Raw genomic sequence first — 14,449 nt, 5'->3', positions numbered from 1 at the left:
GGGGACACGACGTACGGGAAACTACAGATCCGGGTCGCAGCAGCCGTCCCGGCGCATCAGGCGGCCGACGTCCAGCCAGTCGGCGACGGACCGCGGGCCCGGTGCCGGCTCGAAGGAGCGCACCAGGTCAGCCCGGACGAAGCGCCGTCCGCCGCGCAGCACCGACTCGGTGCGCACCAGGTCCGTGAAGTCCGTGAACGGATCACCGTCGACGACCGTCAGGTCCGCGTACTTGCCGGGCTCCAGCGTGCCCAGGTCGTCCGCCGCGCCGAAGGCCCGGGCCGGGAGCACCGTCGCGGTGCGGAGCGCTTCGGCCGGGGAGAGGCCCGCGCGGTGCAGGGCGCGCAGAGCGAGGTGGAGGTGGAGGCCGACGGGTACCAGCGGCTGGTCGGTGCCGAGGGCGACGACACCGTTCGCGGCCAGAATCCGGCGGTAGACGTCTGTTTCGGTGGCCAGGGCCCTCAGCTCCGCGGCGCTGGGCGGCTGCCCGGCGCGCCGGACGACGGCCGCGGTGTCCCACGGCGGCATCAGCACCGTCACCCGCGGGTCCGCGGCCAGCGCCGGGTCGGCGCCGAGCAGCGCCAGCGCGGTGAAGGGGGTGGCGACGAGGTGGAAGTCGCCGGTCGCGGTGTAGATGTCGACGAGATCCGCGAACGCGCGCCCCGAGGCCGTCGTGGCGTGGCCGCACTCCCAGCGCTGCGTGGCCTGCAGATGCGTCGTCAGGTCCTGGCCGAGCTGCACGCCCGGCGAGCACAGGTGGCTGCCGGTACGCACCCCCAGCCGCTCGTGCGCGAAGTCCGCCGCCTCGGCCATGACCCAGCCGGGCGCACGCACGTACGTCTTGACGAAGTCCCAGTCCAGGCCCTCCGCCCGCGCCAGCGACCGCCGCAGGCCCGCGCGGGTGGCGTGGGCGCGGCCCATGCTGTACGCGACGCGCGCCCCGTCGAGCAGTTCGCCGCTGGACAGCAGCCGGGGGCCCGCCAGTTCGCCGGCGTCGGCGGCCTCGCGGACCCGGGCCTGTTCGTAGGCGAAGCCGCCGAGTGACACGGCGGTGGTGATGCCGTACGCGAGTTGCAGCGCGGTCTGCCGGCCGCCGTAGGTGGACTGCCAGGGGTGGATGTGGGCGTCCCAGAGCCCGGGGACGACCGTGCGCGCGGAGGCGTCGACGCGGCGGGCGGCGGTGCGGCCGGCGCGGTGCGGCTCGACGGCGGTGATCCGGCCGCCGCGGACGACGACGTCGGCGTCGTCGCGTACCGCGTCGGAGGTGCCGTCCCAGAGCCGGCCGGCGTGCACGACGGTGTCGGGGGCGACGGGCCGGCGGTAGTCGAGCGGGATACGGACCGTGCGGGCGGCGCCGGAGGCGACGTCGGCGAGGCGGACCCGTCCCGCGGACAGGTACGCCACCCGCCGGCCGTCGCCGGAGAAGGACGGGTGGTCGGCGGGCTCGTCGGTCAGTTGCCGCGGCGCGCCGTCCGGGGTGCCGTCGGGTTGTACGGGCAGCAGCCAGAGCGCGGACTCCGAGACGACCGCGAGCCACCTGCCGTCCGGCGACCAGACGGGGCCGGAGTCGTAGCGGTCGGAGATCGAGGTGTGCGGGGCGACCGGGTGGAGGCGGTCGGCGCCGGTGGCGGCGTCGACGAGGCGGATGAGGTTGTAGCCCTCGCGGAAACGCCGGTTGAGCCGGTTGCGGTCGCACAGTGCCAGATACCGCCCGTCGGGCGACCAGCTCGGCCGGCCCGGCAGCCCGCCCGCGCCCAGCGGCTCAGCGAGCACGTTCTCCGTGCCGGCGGCGAGGTCGGTCACGACGAGGTTGCCGGTCAGGTCGAGGCAGGCGAGCCGGGTGCCGTCCGGGGACGGTGCGGGAAAGACCCGGCCGCCTTCGGCGAGTACGGTCTCCGCGCCGGAGGCGAGGTCGCGGCGGCGGACGGCGAAGAGGCCGTCGCGGTCGTCGGCGTAGACCAGGCCGCGGCCGTCGGGGGTCCAGGCGGGGGCGAGGACGTAGCGGGTCTTCTGCGCCCGGAGGACCCTGCGCGGACGCCGGCCGCCGGTGACGTCCGCGATCCAGAGCGCGCCGAGCGCGCAGAAGGCCAGGCGGCGGCCGTCCGGCGAGAGTGCGGGCAGGTGCACGCCCCGTACGCGGCGTACGCCGCCGTCCGCGAAGTCGTACACCTTGGCGCGGTAGCGGGGGCGTGAGACCGGCAGCGCGGCGGTGAAGGGGATCGTCTCCGTCCGGGCGGGGGCCGTGAGGTGCACGACGCGGAACTGCCCGCCGGCGGTGAGCAGCAGCTCCTGGCCGGAGATCCAGCGCGGCGGTACGGGCGAGACGTCGGCCCCGCCGAGGTCGACGGGGGCGCCGCCGACGACCAGCGTGCACGACGCCGAAGGCACGGCGGTGGTACGCAGATACGCCAGCCGGCCGTCGGGGGCGACCGCCGGGGTCAGCACCTGGGCCCCGGTGTCCTCCGTGTGCTCGGTACGCACCTCCCCCGCGCCGTCCGCGGCGACGGACGCGACGGTGCGGGCCGCAAGGGTGCCGTCGGCGCCCGCCCCGGCGCGTACGAAGAACAGCCGGGCGCCGTCCGGCGACCAGGCCGGGTCGAAGTCCTCCCAGGCGCCGCCCTGATGCGGTCCCCGCTGGTCCGGCAGTCCGGTCACGCGGGTGAGCGCGCCGGTGGCGAGGGTGAGGATCCAGATGCGGTAGGGGCTGCCGGTCACGGGGTCGCCGCCGCGCTCCGAGCAGAAGGCGATGCGGCTGCCGTCGGGCGACCATGCGGGTGCCCGGTCGTCCCAGGGTCCCGCGGTGAGCCGGGTGAGCCCGGAGCCGTCGGGCCGCATCGTCCACAGGTGGAAGCCGCCGCCGCGGTAGGCGCACACGACCAGGCGGCGGCCGTCGGGCGCGAACTGCGGGCGGCCCGGCTCCAGTCCGGGGGTGGTGAGGGCGGTCGCCCTGCCACCCGATCGAGGGAACGACCACAGGACGTTCTGCACCTCGGCGACGAGACGGTCGCCGGCGGGGGCGAGGGTGGCGGAGCCGTTGGTGGCGGCGGTGAAGGACAGGATGCCCGCCGCACGGCGCGGTGCGGCGCCGGCCGGTGCGTCGAGGACGGCGCCGGCGCCGCCCGCGGTGGCGGCGGCCGTGGCCTTGAGGAAGCGGCGGCGGGAGAGGTCGGACAGCTCGGCGTCCAAGGGTCCTCCGGGGACTCGTACGGTACAGGGCCGTACGGGACGATACGGGGGTGTACAGGGCGATACGGTCCGGTCGAGGCTCCACTCCCGCCCTCGCGGCACAGACTTGCCAATACCCCCTAGGGGTATTACTGTCATGCTGGTGAGAGGGGCACACGCCCTTCGCGTTCCACCCGTCCTACCGGAGGAAAAACCATGAGCGACGGCAACTCCTGCTGCTCGACCGACGGCAGTTGCGGCGGCGGCCCCGACGCCGGGGCCGCCACCCCGCAGACCGGCACCGTGTTCACCGTCAGCGGCATGACGTGCGCGCACTGCGAGGCGTCCGTCACCAAGGAGGTCTCCGCCCTCCCCGGCGTGACCTCCGTCAAGGCCGACGCCGCCAGCGGGACGGTCTCGGTCCAGGCGGGCACGGCACTCGACGACGCGCAGGTGCGCGGCGCGGTCGAGGAGGCGGGCTACGAACTGGTCGGCCGGGCCTGACACCGCACCCCGGGCCGGGCGCCGGTCACCACCGCCCGGCCCGGGGCCACATCCCGCACCTCGTCGCTCACGCCCTCGGCCGGCCGCCCGCGGGGCATTCCCGGGGCACGGCCGGTCAGCGGGCGAGCGGGCCGCCGAGGAGGTCCAGGACCGGGCCGGCGGTGACACCGAGGGCGACGGAGGCGGCGGCCGTCACGTACGCGGTCAGGGCCGCGGGCCGTACGAGCACGCGGGGGCCGGGCTCGCCGGCGGTGCCGAGCGCCGGGCGGATCCAGCGCAGGTAGTAGAAGAGGGAGGCGACGGTGTTGGCCGCGGCGAGGACGGCCAGCCAGGCGTAGCCCCCGTCCACGGCGGCGGTGAAGACCTCCAGCTTGCCGAGGAAGACGGCGGTGGGCGGGGTCCCGAGGAGCCCGAGCAGGCAGACGACGAGGCTGAGCGCGAGGCCCGGGTGGGTGCCCAGCAGGCCGCGGTAGTCGGCCAGGGTGCGGGCGTGCGGCAGGGCGCACACGACGGCGAAGGCACCGAGGTTCGTCACCGCGTAGCCGGCGAGGTAGAACAGCAGCGCCCGCTGGGAGTCGTCGGCGCGGGTGGCCACCGCCACGGGCAGCAGCAGGTATCCGACCTGGCTGACGGTGGAGTAGGCGAGCAGCCGCTTGACGTCGGTCTGGAAGAACGCGGCGAGGTTGCCGAGCGTCATGGACGCCGCGGCAAGCACCGCGGCCAGTTCGTCCCAGGGCACCCGGGTGCCGGCGAGCGGCACGGCGGCCAGCCGGAAGAGCGCGGCCAGCGCGCCCACCTTGGGCAGTGTGGTGAGCAGCGCGGCGGCGGGCGGGCTGCTGCCCTCGACGGCGTCGGGCACCCAGAAGTGGCCGGGCACGGCGCCGGTCTTGAAGAGCAACCCGGCCAGCAGCCCCACGGTGCCGGCGGTCACGAGGACCGCGGGGGCGCCGGGCAGGCCCTCGCCGAGTACGGGATACGCGCTGGCGCGGCCGGCGGCGTACAGCACCGTGATGCCCGCGAGCATGACGGCGCCGAGCAGGGCGCCGGTGACGAAGTACTTCAGCGCCGCCTCGGTGCCCGGAGCGTCCCTGCGGAAGCCGGCCAGGGTGTACGAGGGCACGCTCGCCAGCAGATACGCGGCGGCGAGCAGGAGCAGGTCCTGGGCGCCGGCGAGCATCAGGGCGCCGAGCGCGGCGAGCTGGACGAGGACGTGGAACTCGCTCTCGCGCGCGTCCCCGTGGAACGGCGCGAAGCCGAGGAGCAGCACGACCACGGTGCCGGCGATGATGACGACCCGGCTCGCCGCCGTCACGGCGTCGATGGCGAAGGCCCCGTCGAAGGCGGTCATGGGCCCGTCCGCCGCCTGCCGGACGGCAGCCGCGATCCCCGCCGCACAGGCCGCCAGCCCCAGCGCGCCGACGAGCCACTGCCGCCGCCGCGGCAGCCGGGTGCCGAGGAGCAGGCCGAGCACGGCGGAGGCGCCGAGGAGCAGCTCGGGCAGCAGGTCGAGCGGGTTCTCGTTCATGCCGTCGGTCGTCGCGCTCATCTGGCGACGAGTTCCAGGACGGTGCCCGAGAAGGGTTCGACGACGTCGAGGACGAAGCGCGGGAAGACGCCGAGCACGACGGCGAGGCCCAGCAGCAGGACGATCGACGCGGTCTCGTGCGCCCGGAGGTCGGGGAAGGGCCGCGGCGTACCGGGTGCGTCGGGCAGCCGCAGCGGACCGAGGAAGACCCGCTGCAGCGCCCGTACCAGCAGCGCCGCGGTCAACAGGATGCCGAGTACGGCCAGCGCGGTCGCCACCGGGCGCGGGCCGAGGCTGCCGGCCAGGATCTGGAACTCGGCGATGAAACCGGAGAACCCCGGCAGCCCGAGCGAGGCGAAGACGGCGACGCCGGTGAGCGCGGCGAGGACCGGGGCACGGGCCGCGACACCGGAGTAGGCACTCATGGCGTACGTGCGGCCACGCTCGTGGAGCGCGCCGGCGAGCAGGAACAGCGCGCCGGTCAGCAGCCCGTGGCTGACCATCTGGTACGTCGCCCCGGTCACGGCGAGCCGGCGGGCGGCGGCGGTGTCCTCGCCGAGCGCGCCGGCGGCGCCGACGGCCAGAAGGATGTAACCCATGTGGTTGACCGAGGTGTACGCGATCATGCGCTTGAAGTCCGTCTGCGCCAGGGCCACCAGCGCCCCGTAGAGCACGGAGACGACGCCGACGACCACGAAGACCGCCGCGTACGTGCGCCACGACCCCGGCAGCAGGGGCATGGCGATGCGCAGGAAGCCGTACGTGCCCATCTTCAGCAGCACGCCGGCCAGGATCGCCGAGCCGGCCGCGGGGGCTTCGGTGTGGGCCGGCGGCAGCCAGGTGTGGAACGGCACCGTCGGGGTCTTGACGGCCAAACCGAGGCCGATCGCCAGCAGCACCAGCGCGCCGTAGCCGGTCCGCCCCGCGAGCGGGTTCTCCGCGGCCAGCGCGACGATGTCGAACGTGTGCGGTTCCGCGGCGAGAAAGAGGCCGATGAAGCCGAGCAGCAGCGCGAGCGAGCCGGAGAAGGTGTAGAGGAAGAACTTCTGCGCGGCGCGTGCGGCTCCCGGGTGCCCCCAGCCGGCGATGACGAGGTACATCGCGACGATCGACAGGTCGAAGAAGACGAAGAAGAGGATGAGGTCGAGCGCGGCGAAGAGGCCGAGGCAGGTGGTCTCCAGGAAGAGGAACAGGGCGGCGAACTCCCGTACCCGGCGGGTCTCGCGCAGGGCGTACAGCGCGCAGGCCGGGAAGAGCACGGCGGTCAGGGCCAGCAGCGGCAGCGACAGGCCGTCGACGCCGATGTGGTAGCCGATGCCGGCGCTGGGGATCCAGCGGGTGTTCGTCTCGTACTGGATGCCGCCGCCGTGGTCGTAGCCGGTCCACAGCGCGACGGTCAGCACCAGGACGGCGGCGGAGACGGCGGCCCAGGTGAGGAGGGGGACCCGGGTGCCGGTGGCGCGCGGCAGGCACAGCAGCGCGCCGGCCGCGGCGGCGGGGAGGAAGACGATGGCCGTGAGCACGGGGACGGTCACCTCACGAGGACGAGGACGGCGGCGAGGACGGTGAAGGCCGCGATGGCCTGGGCGAGGTAGGTGTGCACCTGCCCGGTCTGCGGACGGCGGGCGAGCCGGCCCAGCGCCCGGCTCGCGGCCCCGACACCCTCGACGGCGCCGTCGACGGCCGCCTCCGCCCCGCGGTCGACGGCGCCGGCGAGCCGGACGGCGCCGCGGGCCAGGCCGTCCACGCCGCGGTCGAGTACCCGGTCGTCGAAGGCGGCCAGCGCGGCGGCGAGGCGCCGCACGGGGCGTACGACAAGCGTGCGGGCCGCCGCCTCCAGGCCGAGCCAGGCGGCCAGCGCGACCGTGACCCTCGCGGGGAGGAGGGCGCGGCGGTCGGCCCAGGCCCAGACGGCGGCGGACGCGGCGAGCGCGAGGGCGGAGGAGAGCACGATCTCCCAGGCGTACGGGGCGGCTTGGCCGCGGGCGCCGATCCGGCCGGCGAGGGCCGCGCGGGGGCCGGGCAGCGCCAGGACGGCCAGGGCGACGACGGCGACGGCGAGCGCGGCGAACACCGGTGCCCCGGCCACGGGGAGGGCGCGCGTGCCACGGTCCCGGGGCCCGTCGGTGTCCTCGCCGCCGGGCGCCGGGGGCGCGGCGGCGGGCGGGCGGCGCGCGGGCCCGGGCGGGCCCCCCGCGTACCCCAGGGCCCTGACGGCGTAGACGGCCGAGACCACGGCCGCCGCCACGCCCGCCGCGTACAGCGCCGGGCTGTGCTCAAGCGCCCCGGCCAGCAGCAGGTCCTTCGCGGCCCACAGCGACAGCGGCGGCAGCCCGGCGAGGCCCAGGGCGGCCACCGTGAACGCGGTGCCCGCGACACGGTTCCGCCGGGCCGCACCGCGCAGCGCAGGCAGTGTCCCGGCGCCGAACGCCGTCAGCCAGAAGCCCGTGACGAGGAACGCCAGGCTCTTCGCCGCCGCGTGGGCGACGAGTTGCAGGGTGCCGCCGGTGGTGGCGCCTACGCCGGCCGCGAGCACCATGAAGCCGATCTGCGCGCAACTGGAGGCGGCGAGGAGCTGCTTGAGGTCGCGCTGCGCCACCGCGACCAGGCCGAGGGCGAGGGCGGTGGCCGCACCGGTCCAGGCCACGGCGTCGTCGCCCCAGCCGGAGGCCGCCAGCAGCGGATGCAGCCGGAGCAGCAGGTACGCGCCGGCGACGACCATCGTCGCGGAGTGCAGCAGCGCCGAGACGGGGGTGGGGCCCTGCATGGCGCGTGACAGCCAGAAGCTGAACGGCAGTTGGGCGGACTTGCCCAGCGCCGCGGCGACGACGCCGGCGGTCAGCAGGTGCAGCCAGGGGGCGGGCACCTCGTGCAGCCTGTCGAGCGGCAGACCGGACGCCGGACCTGCCCCCCGGCCCGTCGCCGGGCCGCCGGCGAGGGCCGCACCGGCGGCGAGGTACAGCCCCAGGTCGGCCGTCCGGGTCGTCACGTACGCGACGCCCGCCGCCTCGGCCCGCGCCGGGTCGCGCCACTGGAAGCCGATCAGCGCCCAGGAGGCGGCGCCCGTGAACTCCCAGCCCATCAGCAGCGCCGGCAGGGTGGTCGCGGTGACGGTGACCAGCATGGCGCCGCTGAAGAGCAGCATGAGCCCGAAGAAGCGGGCGCGCGGCCGGCCGGCGCCGATGTCGCCGGCGCTGTGGAGGAGCACGGCCAGGGTGACGGTGGCGACGGTCACCGCCATCGGCCCGGACAGGCCGTGCGCGCCGAGTCCGAACGGCAGCCCCGCCAGCAGCGGCACCCGTGTCTCCGGCCGGGCCGCGACCGCGTACACGGCCAGCGCGAGCGCGGCGGCGGAAGCCGCGACGGCGACGGCGGGGGCGCAGCGGTCGGCCCGGCGCCCGCCCGCGGCGAGCAGCGCGCCGGCCGCCGCCGGCACGGCGACCAGCGCCCACAGCGCCGCGCTCACCCCTTCAACTCCGCGGCGTCGTCGGTCATGTCGACCTCGCGGTGCCGGAAGAGAGCCGTGACCACGGCGAAGCCGATGGCCATCTCCACCGCCATCACGGTGACGGCCAGCACGACGAGCACCTGCCCGTCGGTGGCCGCGGGCGCGACGAAGTGCCAGACGGCGGCGGCGGCGAGGATGACGCCGCCGAGCATCAGCTCCAGGCCCATCATCAGCATCACGACGGACTGCTGGGAAAGCGCGCCGAACAGCCCGACACAGAACAGCGCGGCGGCCACCAGCAGGACCGGCTCCAGCGTCACCGGCGCGCCCCCGGGCGGACGGGACCGGCGGGGCGATGTGCGCGCAGATCGTCGCCGAAACGGTCGTACCGGCCGCGGCCGGTGGCGAGCACGACGGCGGCGACGATGGTGGCGAACAGAGCCAGGCCCAGCGTCATCATCGTCAGCATGTGCGGGCCCATCAGCGACTCGCCCAGGGCCATCGTCGGGTCGTCGTCCGGTCTCCCGCGCCGCCGCGGCCAGGGCGCCGTCAGGATGCCGGCGGCCAGCAGGGCGAAGAGCCCGGCACAGATCGCCGCCGCGCCGCGCTTGTTGTGCAGCATCGACATGGGCACCAGCCCGGCCGGGTTCATCATGAACATCACCATGAACACGGCCATGATCGACATCTCGATCGTCATCATCAGGATGACGACCACGCCCAGGTAGTCGAGGCCGAGCCGGAGGACCAGGCCGCCGACGCAGAGCAGGGACAGCAGCAGCGCGTACGTGGCCCGGGCCATGGAGTCGTAGCGGAAGACCATGACCCCGCTCACCACGGCCGGGACGGCGAGCACCCAGAACACCGCGTCATCGGGCATCGCGCCGGCCTCCCCCTTCACCGTTCGAGGACGACGACGGCGACGGCCAGCGCCTGCAGCAGGGTCAGCGGCACGAGCACCGTCAGCGCGAACTCCACGTATCGCTCCATGCGCAGCGTCGGCAGCAGCCGCCGGCCGGCCACCAGCAGGCCGAGCACCCCGGCCGTCTTCAGCAGCGTCCACGCCCACGCCGGCAGCCACGGCCCGTGCCCGCCGCCGAGGAACAGCGGCACGCCGAACCCCGCGGTGACCACCAGCAGCAGCCACCGCCCGGCCAGCAGCACCAGCCGGTCCACGCCCGCGTACTCGGCGACCGCCCCGCCCGCCGCGTCCCGGCCGAGGGGGTGGTCGAACGGACCCCAGAAAGCCATCGCCAGCGCGCTCAGCAGGTACACGGCGAACGCCACCGGCATCCACACCGCGAACCACAGCCCCCGCTGCGCCGCCACCACCTCTCCGACCCGCAGCGACTCCGCGCCCAGCGCCGCGGTGGTGAGCGCGAACATGTGCGGCAGCTCGTACGCCAGTCCCTGGGCGACGAAGCGGTAGCCGCCGATCAGCGACAGCGCCGAGTTCGGCCCCCAGCCGGCCAGCCACACCGCCGCCCACGCCAGCGCCTCCATCGCGTTGAACCACACCACGCCCACGACCGGGTCCGTGACGGCCCGGAACCCCCACGGGAGCACCGCCGCGGCGAGCACGGCGGCCACGGGGACGACCGTGATCCCGATGCGGCCGAGCCACGGATCGTCGGCGGTCGTACGCCGCGGCTGCTGGCCCAGCAGCCGCAGTCCGGCGCGCAGCGGCGCCGGCGCGGCGCGCAACGGGCGGCCGGGGCGGCCGCGTTCCGCCGCCGCGGCCAGCACGGCGTCGAAGCCGGCGACGACGGCCGCCGCGACAGCGAGGGCGACCGGCAGCAGCACGACGGCCCACACGGGCGCGGTGTCAGCCATGGACGGCCACCGCCGGCGCGTCGAGGTCGGGGTCGAGGCTGGCGACGATCACGCGGGCGGAGGTGAACTCGGCACCGCGCAGCAGCCCGGGCAGGACATCCAGCAGCGCTTGCGACGGAGGCCGCGGTCCGTCGAGCCGGCCCCGCGGACCCTCCGGTTCGTACGGTGCGAGGGGCCTGTCGTCGTCGGCCCCGGAGGCGCGGCGCACGGCCTCGTCGAGCCAGGTGAGCAAGCGGTCGTACGCGTCGCCGTCCGCGGCCAGCGCGGGCCCGGTCACCCCGGCCCGCCGCGCCCGCGCGGCGGGCAGCGCACCCAGCCCGGCGGTCGACTGCCGCAGCACCCGCGAGCGCCGCACGCGCCGCGCGAGCCGCCCCAGATCCGCGCCCCACTCCCGCGCCGGCGCACCGCCGAGCACGGCGTCGCGCAGCCGGCGCGCCCGCGCGGCGGGGCCGGGCCAGCCGGAGACGGCCAGGAGCCGCCCGGCGCTGTCGAGATGCGCGGCGCAGCACCGCCGCCGGGCGGTGCCGCGGCGGATGTCCTCACCTCCCGCCGCGCGCAGCCACGGCTCGTCCCAGTAGGGCAGCGCGTCGTCGGGCGGCGACGCCGTACGCACCCCGGCGTGCTGCACGACGTCTCCTTGCAGGGCCACGTCGAGCACGAGCCCGGCGGGCCAGTCGGTGAGGGCGGGCCCGAGGGGCAGGTGCAGCCGGTCGAGCCGGAGCCCGTCGCGGTCGTCGGCGCGCGCGGCCATGGGCAGCCCGGCGACGGGGCCGCCGTGCGGGCGATGCGCTTCGTGGCCGCCGTGGCCGTGACCACCGCCGCGGCCCCGGTCACCGCCGTGACCGTCATGGCCGTCGTGGCCCCCGTGGCCGCCGGGCTCCTCGCGGCCTTCATCGCCCTCGTGACCGCGCCGATCCCCGTGACCGCCACGGCCGGCGCCGGCGGGCGCCTCCACCGGCCGCGCCAGCGCGTCCAGTGCGGCCTCGACGCCGTCGGCGCCGGTCACGGCGGACCGGGCCGCGGGACGCGGGATCTGGCGCCAGAGCGCGTCCACCCACTCCGCGTCCGCCGGCCCCGCAGTCCCCACGACCAGCAACCCGCTCGCCGCCGCGGGGCTCGCGGCCACCGGCCAGCCACGCCGCCGCAGCCCCTCCTCCGCGGCCAGCCGAGCCTCCGTACCCCCGCGGCACACGGCCAGGAGAACAGCGGGGTGGCCGGCCCCCATCCTGCGCAGCGCGTTCCTCAGGCCCACCGCAGTGCGCCCTCGCGCCAGGCGTAGGCGACACCCGCGAAGAGAATGCCCAGGAAGAGGAACATCTCGACCACGGCCGGCGTGCCCATCTCACGGACCACGCGCACCCACGGGTACATGAACAGCATCTCCATGTCGAACGCCAGGAAGATCATCGTCACGGGATACCAGCGCACGTGAAACCGGGAGAACGCGTGCTCCCCGGGCGGCAGCCCGCCGCTGAACGCCCCCGACTCCAGGGCCCCCTGCCCGCCCCGCAGCCACGCGCCGAGGCCGTGCAGCGCCGCGACCCCGCCGACCACCACGCCGAGCAGCACCGCCACCGGCTCCCATACCGACACGGCGAGCATCATGCCCGACACACACCGTCACCACGGGACGGCAGGGCCGACGGCGGAGAGTGAACGGACAGGTATGACGATCGCGGCGAGGAAAACGAGGCGGTGGCCCCGCGTGCGTCAGAGGTCGCCCGGGCGGGGCTGGGCCGGAGCGCCGGCCGAGTCCCTCAGGATGCTGTGCGTCTCGTGGAGCCCGGCCCCCTTCGCGGGGACCTGGCAGCTCACCTGGACGATGCCGCTTGGATCAGCTTAGGGCGCGGAACTTCCGACCGTGCTCGAAGATGCCGTTCACAGGAAATCCTCATCCGTCGCGTACGGGGCGGCGGTCGTCGGCGGCGAGACGGCGGTCAGCCCGCCAGGACGCGGGCGTTGGGGACGGACCGGGCCAGTGCGAAGACGCCGATGAGGACCAGGACCACACCGGCGCAGCCGGGGAGCAGCCACCAGCCCAGGCGGATACTCTCGCCGAAAAGGAACACCCCGAGGACGAGGCTCACCGTGGCGTCGCCGATGGTGAGGGCCGGCTGCGAGGCGGCGAGGGGACCGGCTTGCAGGGCATTCTCCAGCAGCAGTACGGCGGCGATGCCGCAGAGCGCGAACCCGTAGGTCTGCCAGGTCGTCAGGAAGGCGATCAGGCCGTCCTGGACCAGGACGAAGGTGGCGGACTTGAGCAGGGCGGCGGTCAGCGCGTTGCCCACGGCGGCCGCCGCGCCCAGGACGACGGCGCGCAGGAGGCCGGAGGGGGCGCGGACGCTGATGACGGCCGCCGCGGCCATCGCGCCCAGGCAGGCGACCAGCACGGGAAACCACCGGGTCATCGGCGCCAGATTCCGTGCCCCGTCCGGGGCGGCGGCCCCGAGTGCGAGCGCGAGCCCCGCGACCACCGCGGCCACCGCCCACCAGCCCTCCTCCGGCAACCGGCCGCGCAGCAGAAAGGTACCGATCAGCAGGGCGAAGGGAAGTTCCAGGATGAAGACCGGCTGCACCAGGGAGAGCGGTCCGTTGGTCAGGGCGGCCGCCTGGCTGACGGCGGCCACGATGACCCCGGCGATGCCGATCAGCCACGCCGGCTTGCGCACCAGCGCGAGGAGCAGCCGCAGCCCGCCGCCCTGCGGCACGGTGGCCGCGGCTTTGCGCTGGAACGCCGTGCCGGCGGCGTTGCTGGCGGCACCGAGAACCGCGAAGGCTACGGCGAGAACGAGCATGGAGGGTATCCGCGCGGTAGGTGTCGGCTGCGATGCCGATCAGGGAGCATCTGCGTCACTACGTTCGGACCGTACCCTCCGGCCCCTCCCGCCGGGCTCCGGCTCGCCCTGACACATCGCCGATGCACCGGTTCACCGCCGCGGGCGGGGACGTATCGCGCCCCCGGTTCCCGCATCGCCGCTCGTCGCGGTCCCGAAGCGGGCCGTGGCAGCCCGGTCCCGTGCGGGCAGCCGCCCTCAGTGGCTCTCGGGGACGACGGCGACGGGGCACGTGGCGTGGTGCAGGAGCGCGTGCGTCACACGTCCCAGTTGCAGCCCGGTGTGCCTGCGCCGGCGCGGCGCGCCGAGGACGACGAGGCCGGCCTCCGCGGAGGCACCCAGGAGCACGTGGTGGACCGGGCCCTCGGCGGATCGGCGCTGTACTTCGACGGCCGGGTGGGCGCGGTGCGGCTCGTACAGCACATCGGTGAGGACCGCCGCGGCCTGTTCCTCATGGCGCTCCACCGAGCCGTGTCCGGGATGACCGCCGGTCTCGAAAACGGGGCATCGCCACGCCCGCACCGCCAGCAGCGGGCTGTTCCGTGCGGCGGCCTCGCGGAAGGCGAACTCGCCGGCAGCCTGGCCTTCGGCCAGTTCGCTCACTCCCAGGACGACGGGACGGGAACGGTCGTCCCACGTCTTCTCGTCGCCGCGCACCACGATGACGGGGCAGGTGGCCCGGGCTGCCACCGCGAGGCTCACCGAGCCGAGCAGAAAGGAGGCGGCGCCGCCCCGGCCGCGGGAGCCCGTCACGACGGCGAACGCCTGGTGGCTCTCCTCCTGGAGGGCCGTGGCCGGGTCGTCGGCCAGGACCCGGCTGGTCACCTCCAGGTCCGGCTGACGCCTCGCCGCCCGTTCCGCGCCGGTCGCGGCGATGTTCTCCGCGAGCACGTCGAACGGCGGCCGCTCGCCGTCGCTGACGTCGGGGACCGACGATTCGTACCGCTCCCAGAGGGAGGCGAACACGACCCGCAGCGGAACGCCGTGCCGGACCGCCTCGTCCGCCGCCAGGTCGATGGCCTGCAGGCTGTGGGTGGAGCCGTCGGTGCCGACGACCACGGGTTGTTCCATCACCCTCACGTCCCTTCTCCGAGATGCCCTCCCCGGCGCGGCGGCGGGCGCCACGGCGTTCACCTCCAG

The 14,449-nt window shown here is 75.7% G+C and carries 12 protein-coding genes; 1 reads left to right on the top strand and 11 read right to left on the bottom strand.

Features of this window, described 5'->3' with window-relative positions; all coding sequences use genetic code 11:
• Positions 1-21: 21 nt before the first annotated feature.
• Complete coding sequence (locus tag I003_RS0130400) at positions 22-3,186, bottom strand: amidohydrolase family protein (protein WP_027774869.1); 3,165 nt, start codon at positions 3,184-3,186, stop codon at positions 22-24.
• Between the two features lie 195 nt (positions 3,187-3,381).
• Between I003_RS0130400 and I003_RS0130395 the strand changes: the two genes are divergently transcribed.
• Positions 3,382-3,669, top strand: coding sequence for a heavy-metal-associated domain-containing protein (locus I003_RS0130395; protein WP_027774868.1), 288 nt, complete (start codon positions 3,382-3,384; stop codon positions 3,667-3,669).
• Between the two features lie 115 nt (positions 3,670-3,784).
• Here I003_RS0130395 and I003_RS0130390 read toward each other — a convergent pair whose 3' ends face one another.
• The 10 genes from I003_RS0130390 to I003_RS0130345 all read right to left on the bottom strand — a co-directional run bounded on the left by I003_RS0130390 (position 3,785) and on the right by I003_RS0130345 (position 14,380).
• Positions 3,785-5,215: an NADH-quinone oxidoreductase subunit N gene (locus I003_RS0130390; RefSeq protein WP_027774867.1), complete on the bottom strand. Its 1,431-nt coding sequence runs from the start codon at positions 5,213-5,215 to the stop codon at positions 3,785-3,787.
• Entirely contained in the window at positions 5,212-6,717 is a 1,506-nt protein-coding gene (locus I003_RS0130385) for an NADH-quinone oxidoreductase subunit M (RefSeq protein WP_027774866.1), read from the bottom strand. Before I003_RS0130385 ends, I003_RS0130390 begins: the two co-directional genes overlap by 4 nt.
• Positions 6,718-6,725: 8 nt before the next feature.
• Positions 6,726-8,660, bottom strand: coding sequence for a proton-conducting transporter transmembrane domain-containing protein (locus tag I003_RS0130380; RefSeq protein WP_027774865.1), 1,935 nt, complete (start codon positions 8,658-8,660; stop codon positions 6,726-6,728).
• Positions 8,657-8,962 (bottom strand): NADH-quinone oxidoreductase subunit NuoK, encoded by a 306-nt coding sequence (nuoK, locus tag I003_RS0130375; RefSeq protein ID WP_027774864.1) that lies wholly within the window; start codon positions 8,960-8,962, stop codon positions 8,657-8,659. The genes I003_RS0130380 and nuoK overlap by 4 nt, the downstream gene beginning before the upstream one ends.
• Positions 8,959-9,522, bottom strand: coding sequence for an NADH-quinone oxidoreductase subunit J (locus tag I003_RS0130370; RefSeq protein WP_027774863.1), 564 nt, complete (start codon positions 9,520-9,522; stop codon positions 8,959-8,961). Before I003_RS0130370 ends, nuoK begins: the two co-directional genes overlap by 4 nt.
• A 17-nt stretch (positions 9,523-9,539) precedes the next feature.
• Positions 9,540-10,475, bottom strand: a complete 936-nt coding sequence (locus I003_RS0130365) for an NADH-quinone oxidoreductase subunit H (protein WP_027774862.1) — start codon at positions 10,473-10,475, stop codon at positions 9,540-9,542.
• Entirely contained in the window at positions 10,468-11,727 is a 1,260-nt protein-coding gene (locus I003_RS0130360) for a hypothetical protein (RefSeq protein ID WP_027774861.1), read from the bottom strand. Before I003_RS0130360 ends, I003_RS0130365 begins: the two co-directional genes overlap by 8 nt.
• A complete protein-coding gene (locus tag I003_RS0130355; RefSeq protein ID WP_027774860.1) occupies positions 11,718-12,080 on the bottom strand; it encodes an NADH-quinone oxidoreductase subunit A in 363 nt (120 codons plus the stop codon). The genes I003_RS0130360 and I003_RS0130355 overlap by 10 nt, the downstream gene beginning before the upstream one ends.
• 332 nt (positions 12,081-12,412) lie before the next feature.
• Positions 12,413-13,270 carry a DMT family transporter gene (locus tag I003_RS0130350; protein ID WP_027774859.1) on the bottom strand — a complete coding sequence of 286 codons (858 nt, stop codon included), beginning with the start codon at positions 13,268-13,270 and terminating at the stop codon, positions 12,413-12,415.
• A 237-nt stretch (positions 13,271-13,507) separates the two neighbouring features.
• Complete coding sequence (locus tag I003_RS0130345; RefSeq protein WP_027774858.1) at positions 13,508-14,380, bottom strand: universal stress protein; 873 nt, start codon at positions 14,378-14,380, stop codon at positions 13,508-13,510.
• Positions 14,381-14,449 lie beyond the last annotated feature (69 nt).

This window comes from Streptomyces sp. CNQ329, assembly GCF_000482585.1.
Note: the sequence above shows the minus strand (reverse complement) of the source record. Positions and strands in the feature narration are given on the sequence as shown.

Bases quoted from the DNA above. Each gene is read 5' to 3' on its own strand.
- I003_RS0130345 (WP_027774858.1), bottom strand. From the start codon at position 14,380: ATGGAACAACCCGTGGTCGTCGGCACCGACGGCTCCACCCACAGCCTG.
- I003_RS0130395 (WP_027774868.1), top strand. From the start codon at position 3,382: ATGAGCGACGGCAACTCCTGCTGCTCGACCGACGGCAGTTGCGGCGGC.
- I003_RS0130355 (WP_027774860.1), bottom strand. From the start codon at position 12,080: ATGATGCTCGCCGTGTCGGTATGGGAGCCGGTGGCGGTGCTGCTCGGC.
- I003_RS0130365 (WP_027774862.1), bottom strand. From the start codon at position 10,475: ATGGCTGACACCGCGCCCGTGTGGGCCGTCGTGCTGCTGCCGGTCGCC.
- I003_RS0130350 (WP_027774859.1), bottom strand. From the start codon at position 13,270: ATGCTCGTTCTCGCCGTAGCCTTCGCGGTTCTCGGTGCCGCCAGCAAC.
- I003_RS0130390 (WP_027774867.1), bottom strand. From the start codon at position 5,215: ATGAGCGCGACGACCGACGGCATGAACGAGAACCCGCTCGACCTGCTG.
- I003_RS0130370 (WP_027774863.1), bottom strand. From the start codon at position 9,522: ATGCCCGATGACGCGGTGTTCTGGGTGCTCGCCGTCCCGGCCGTGGTG.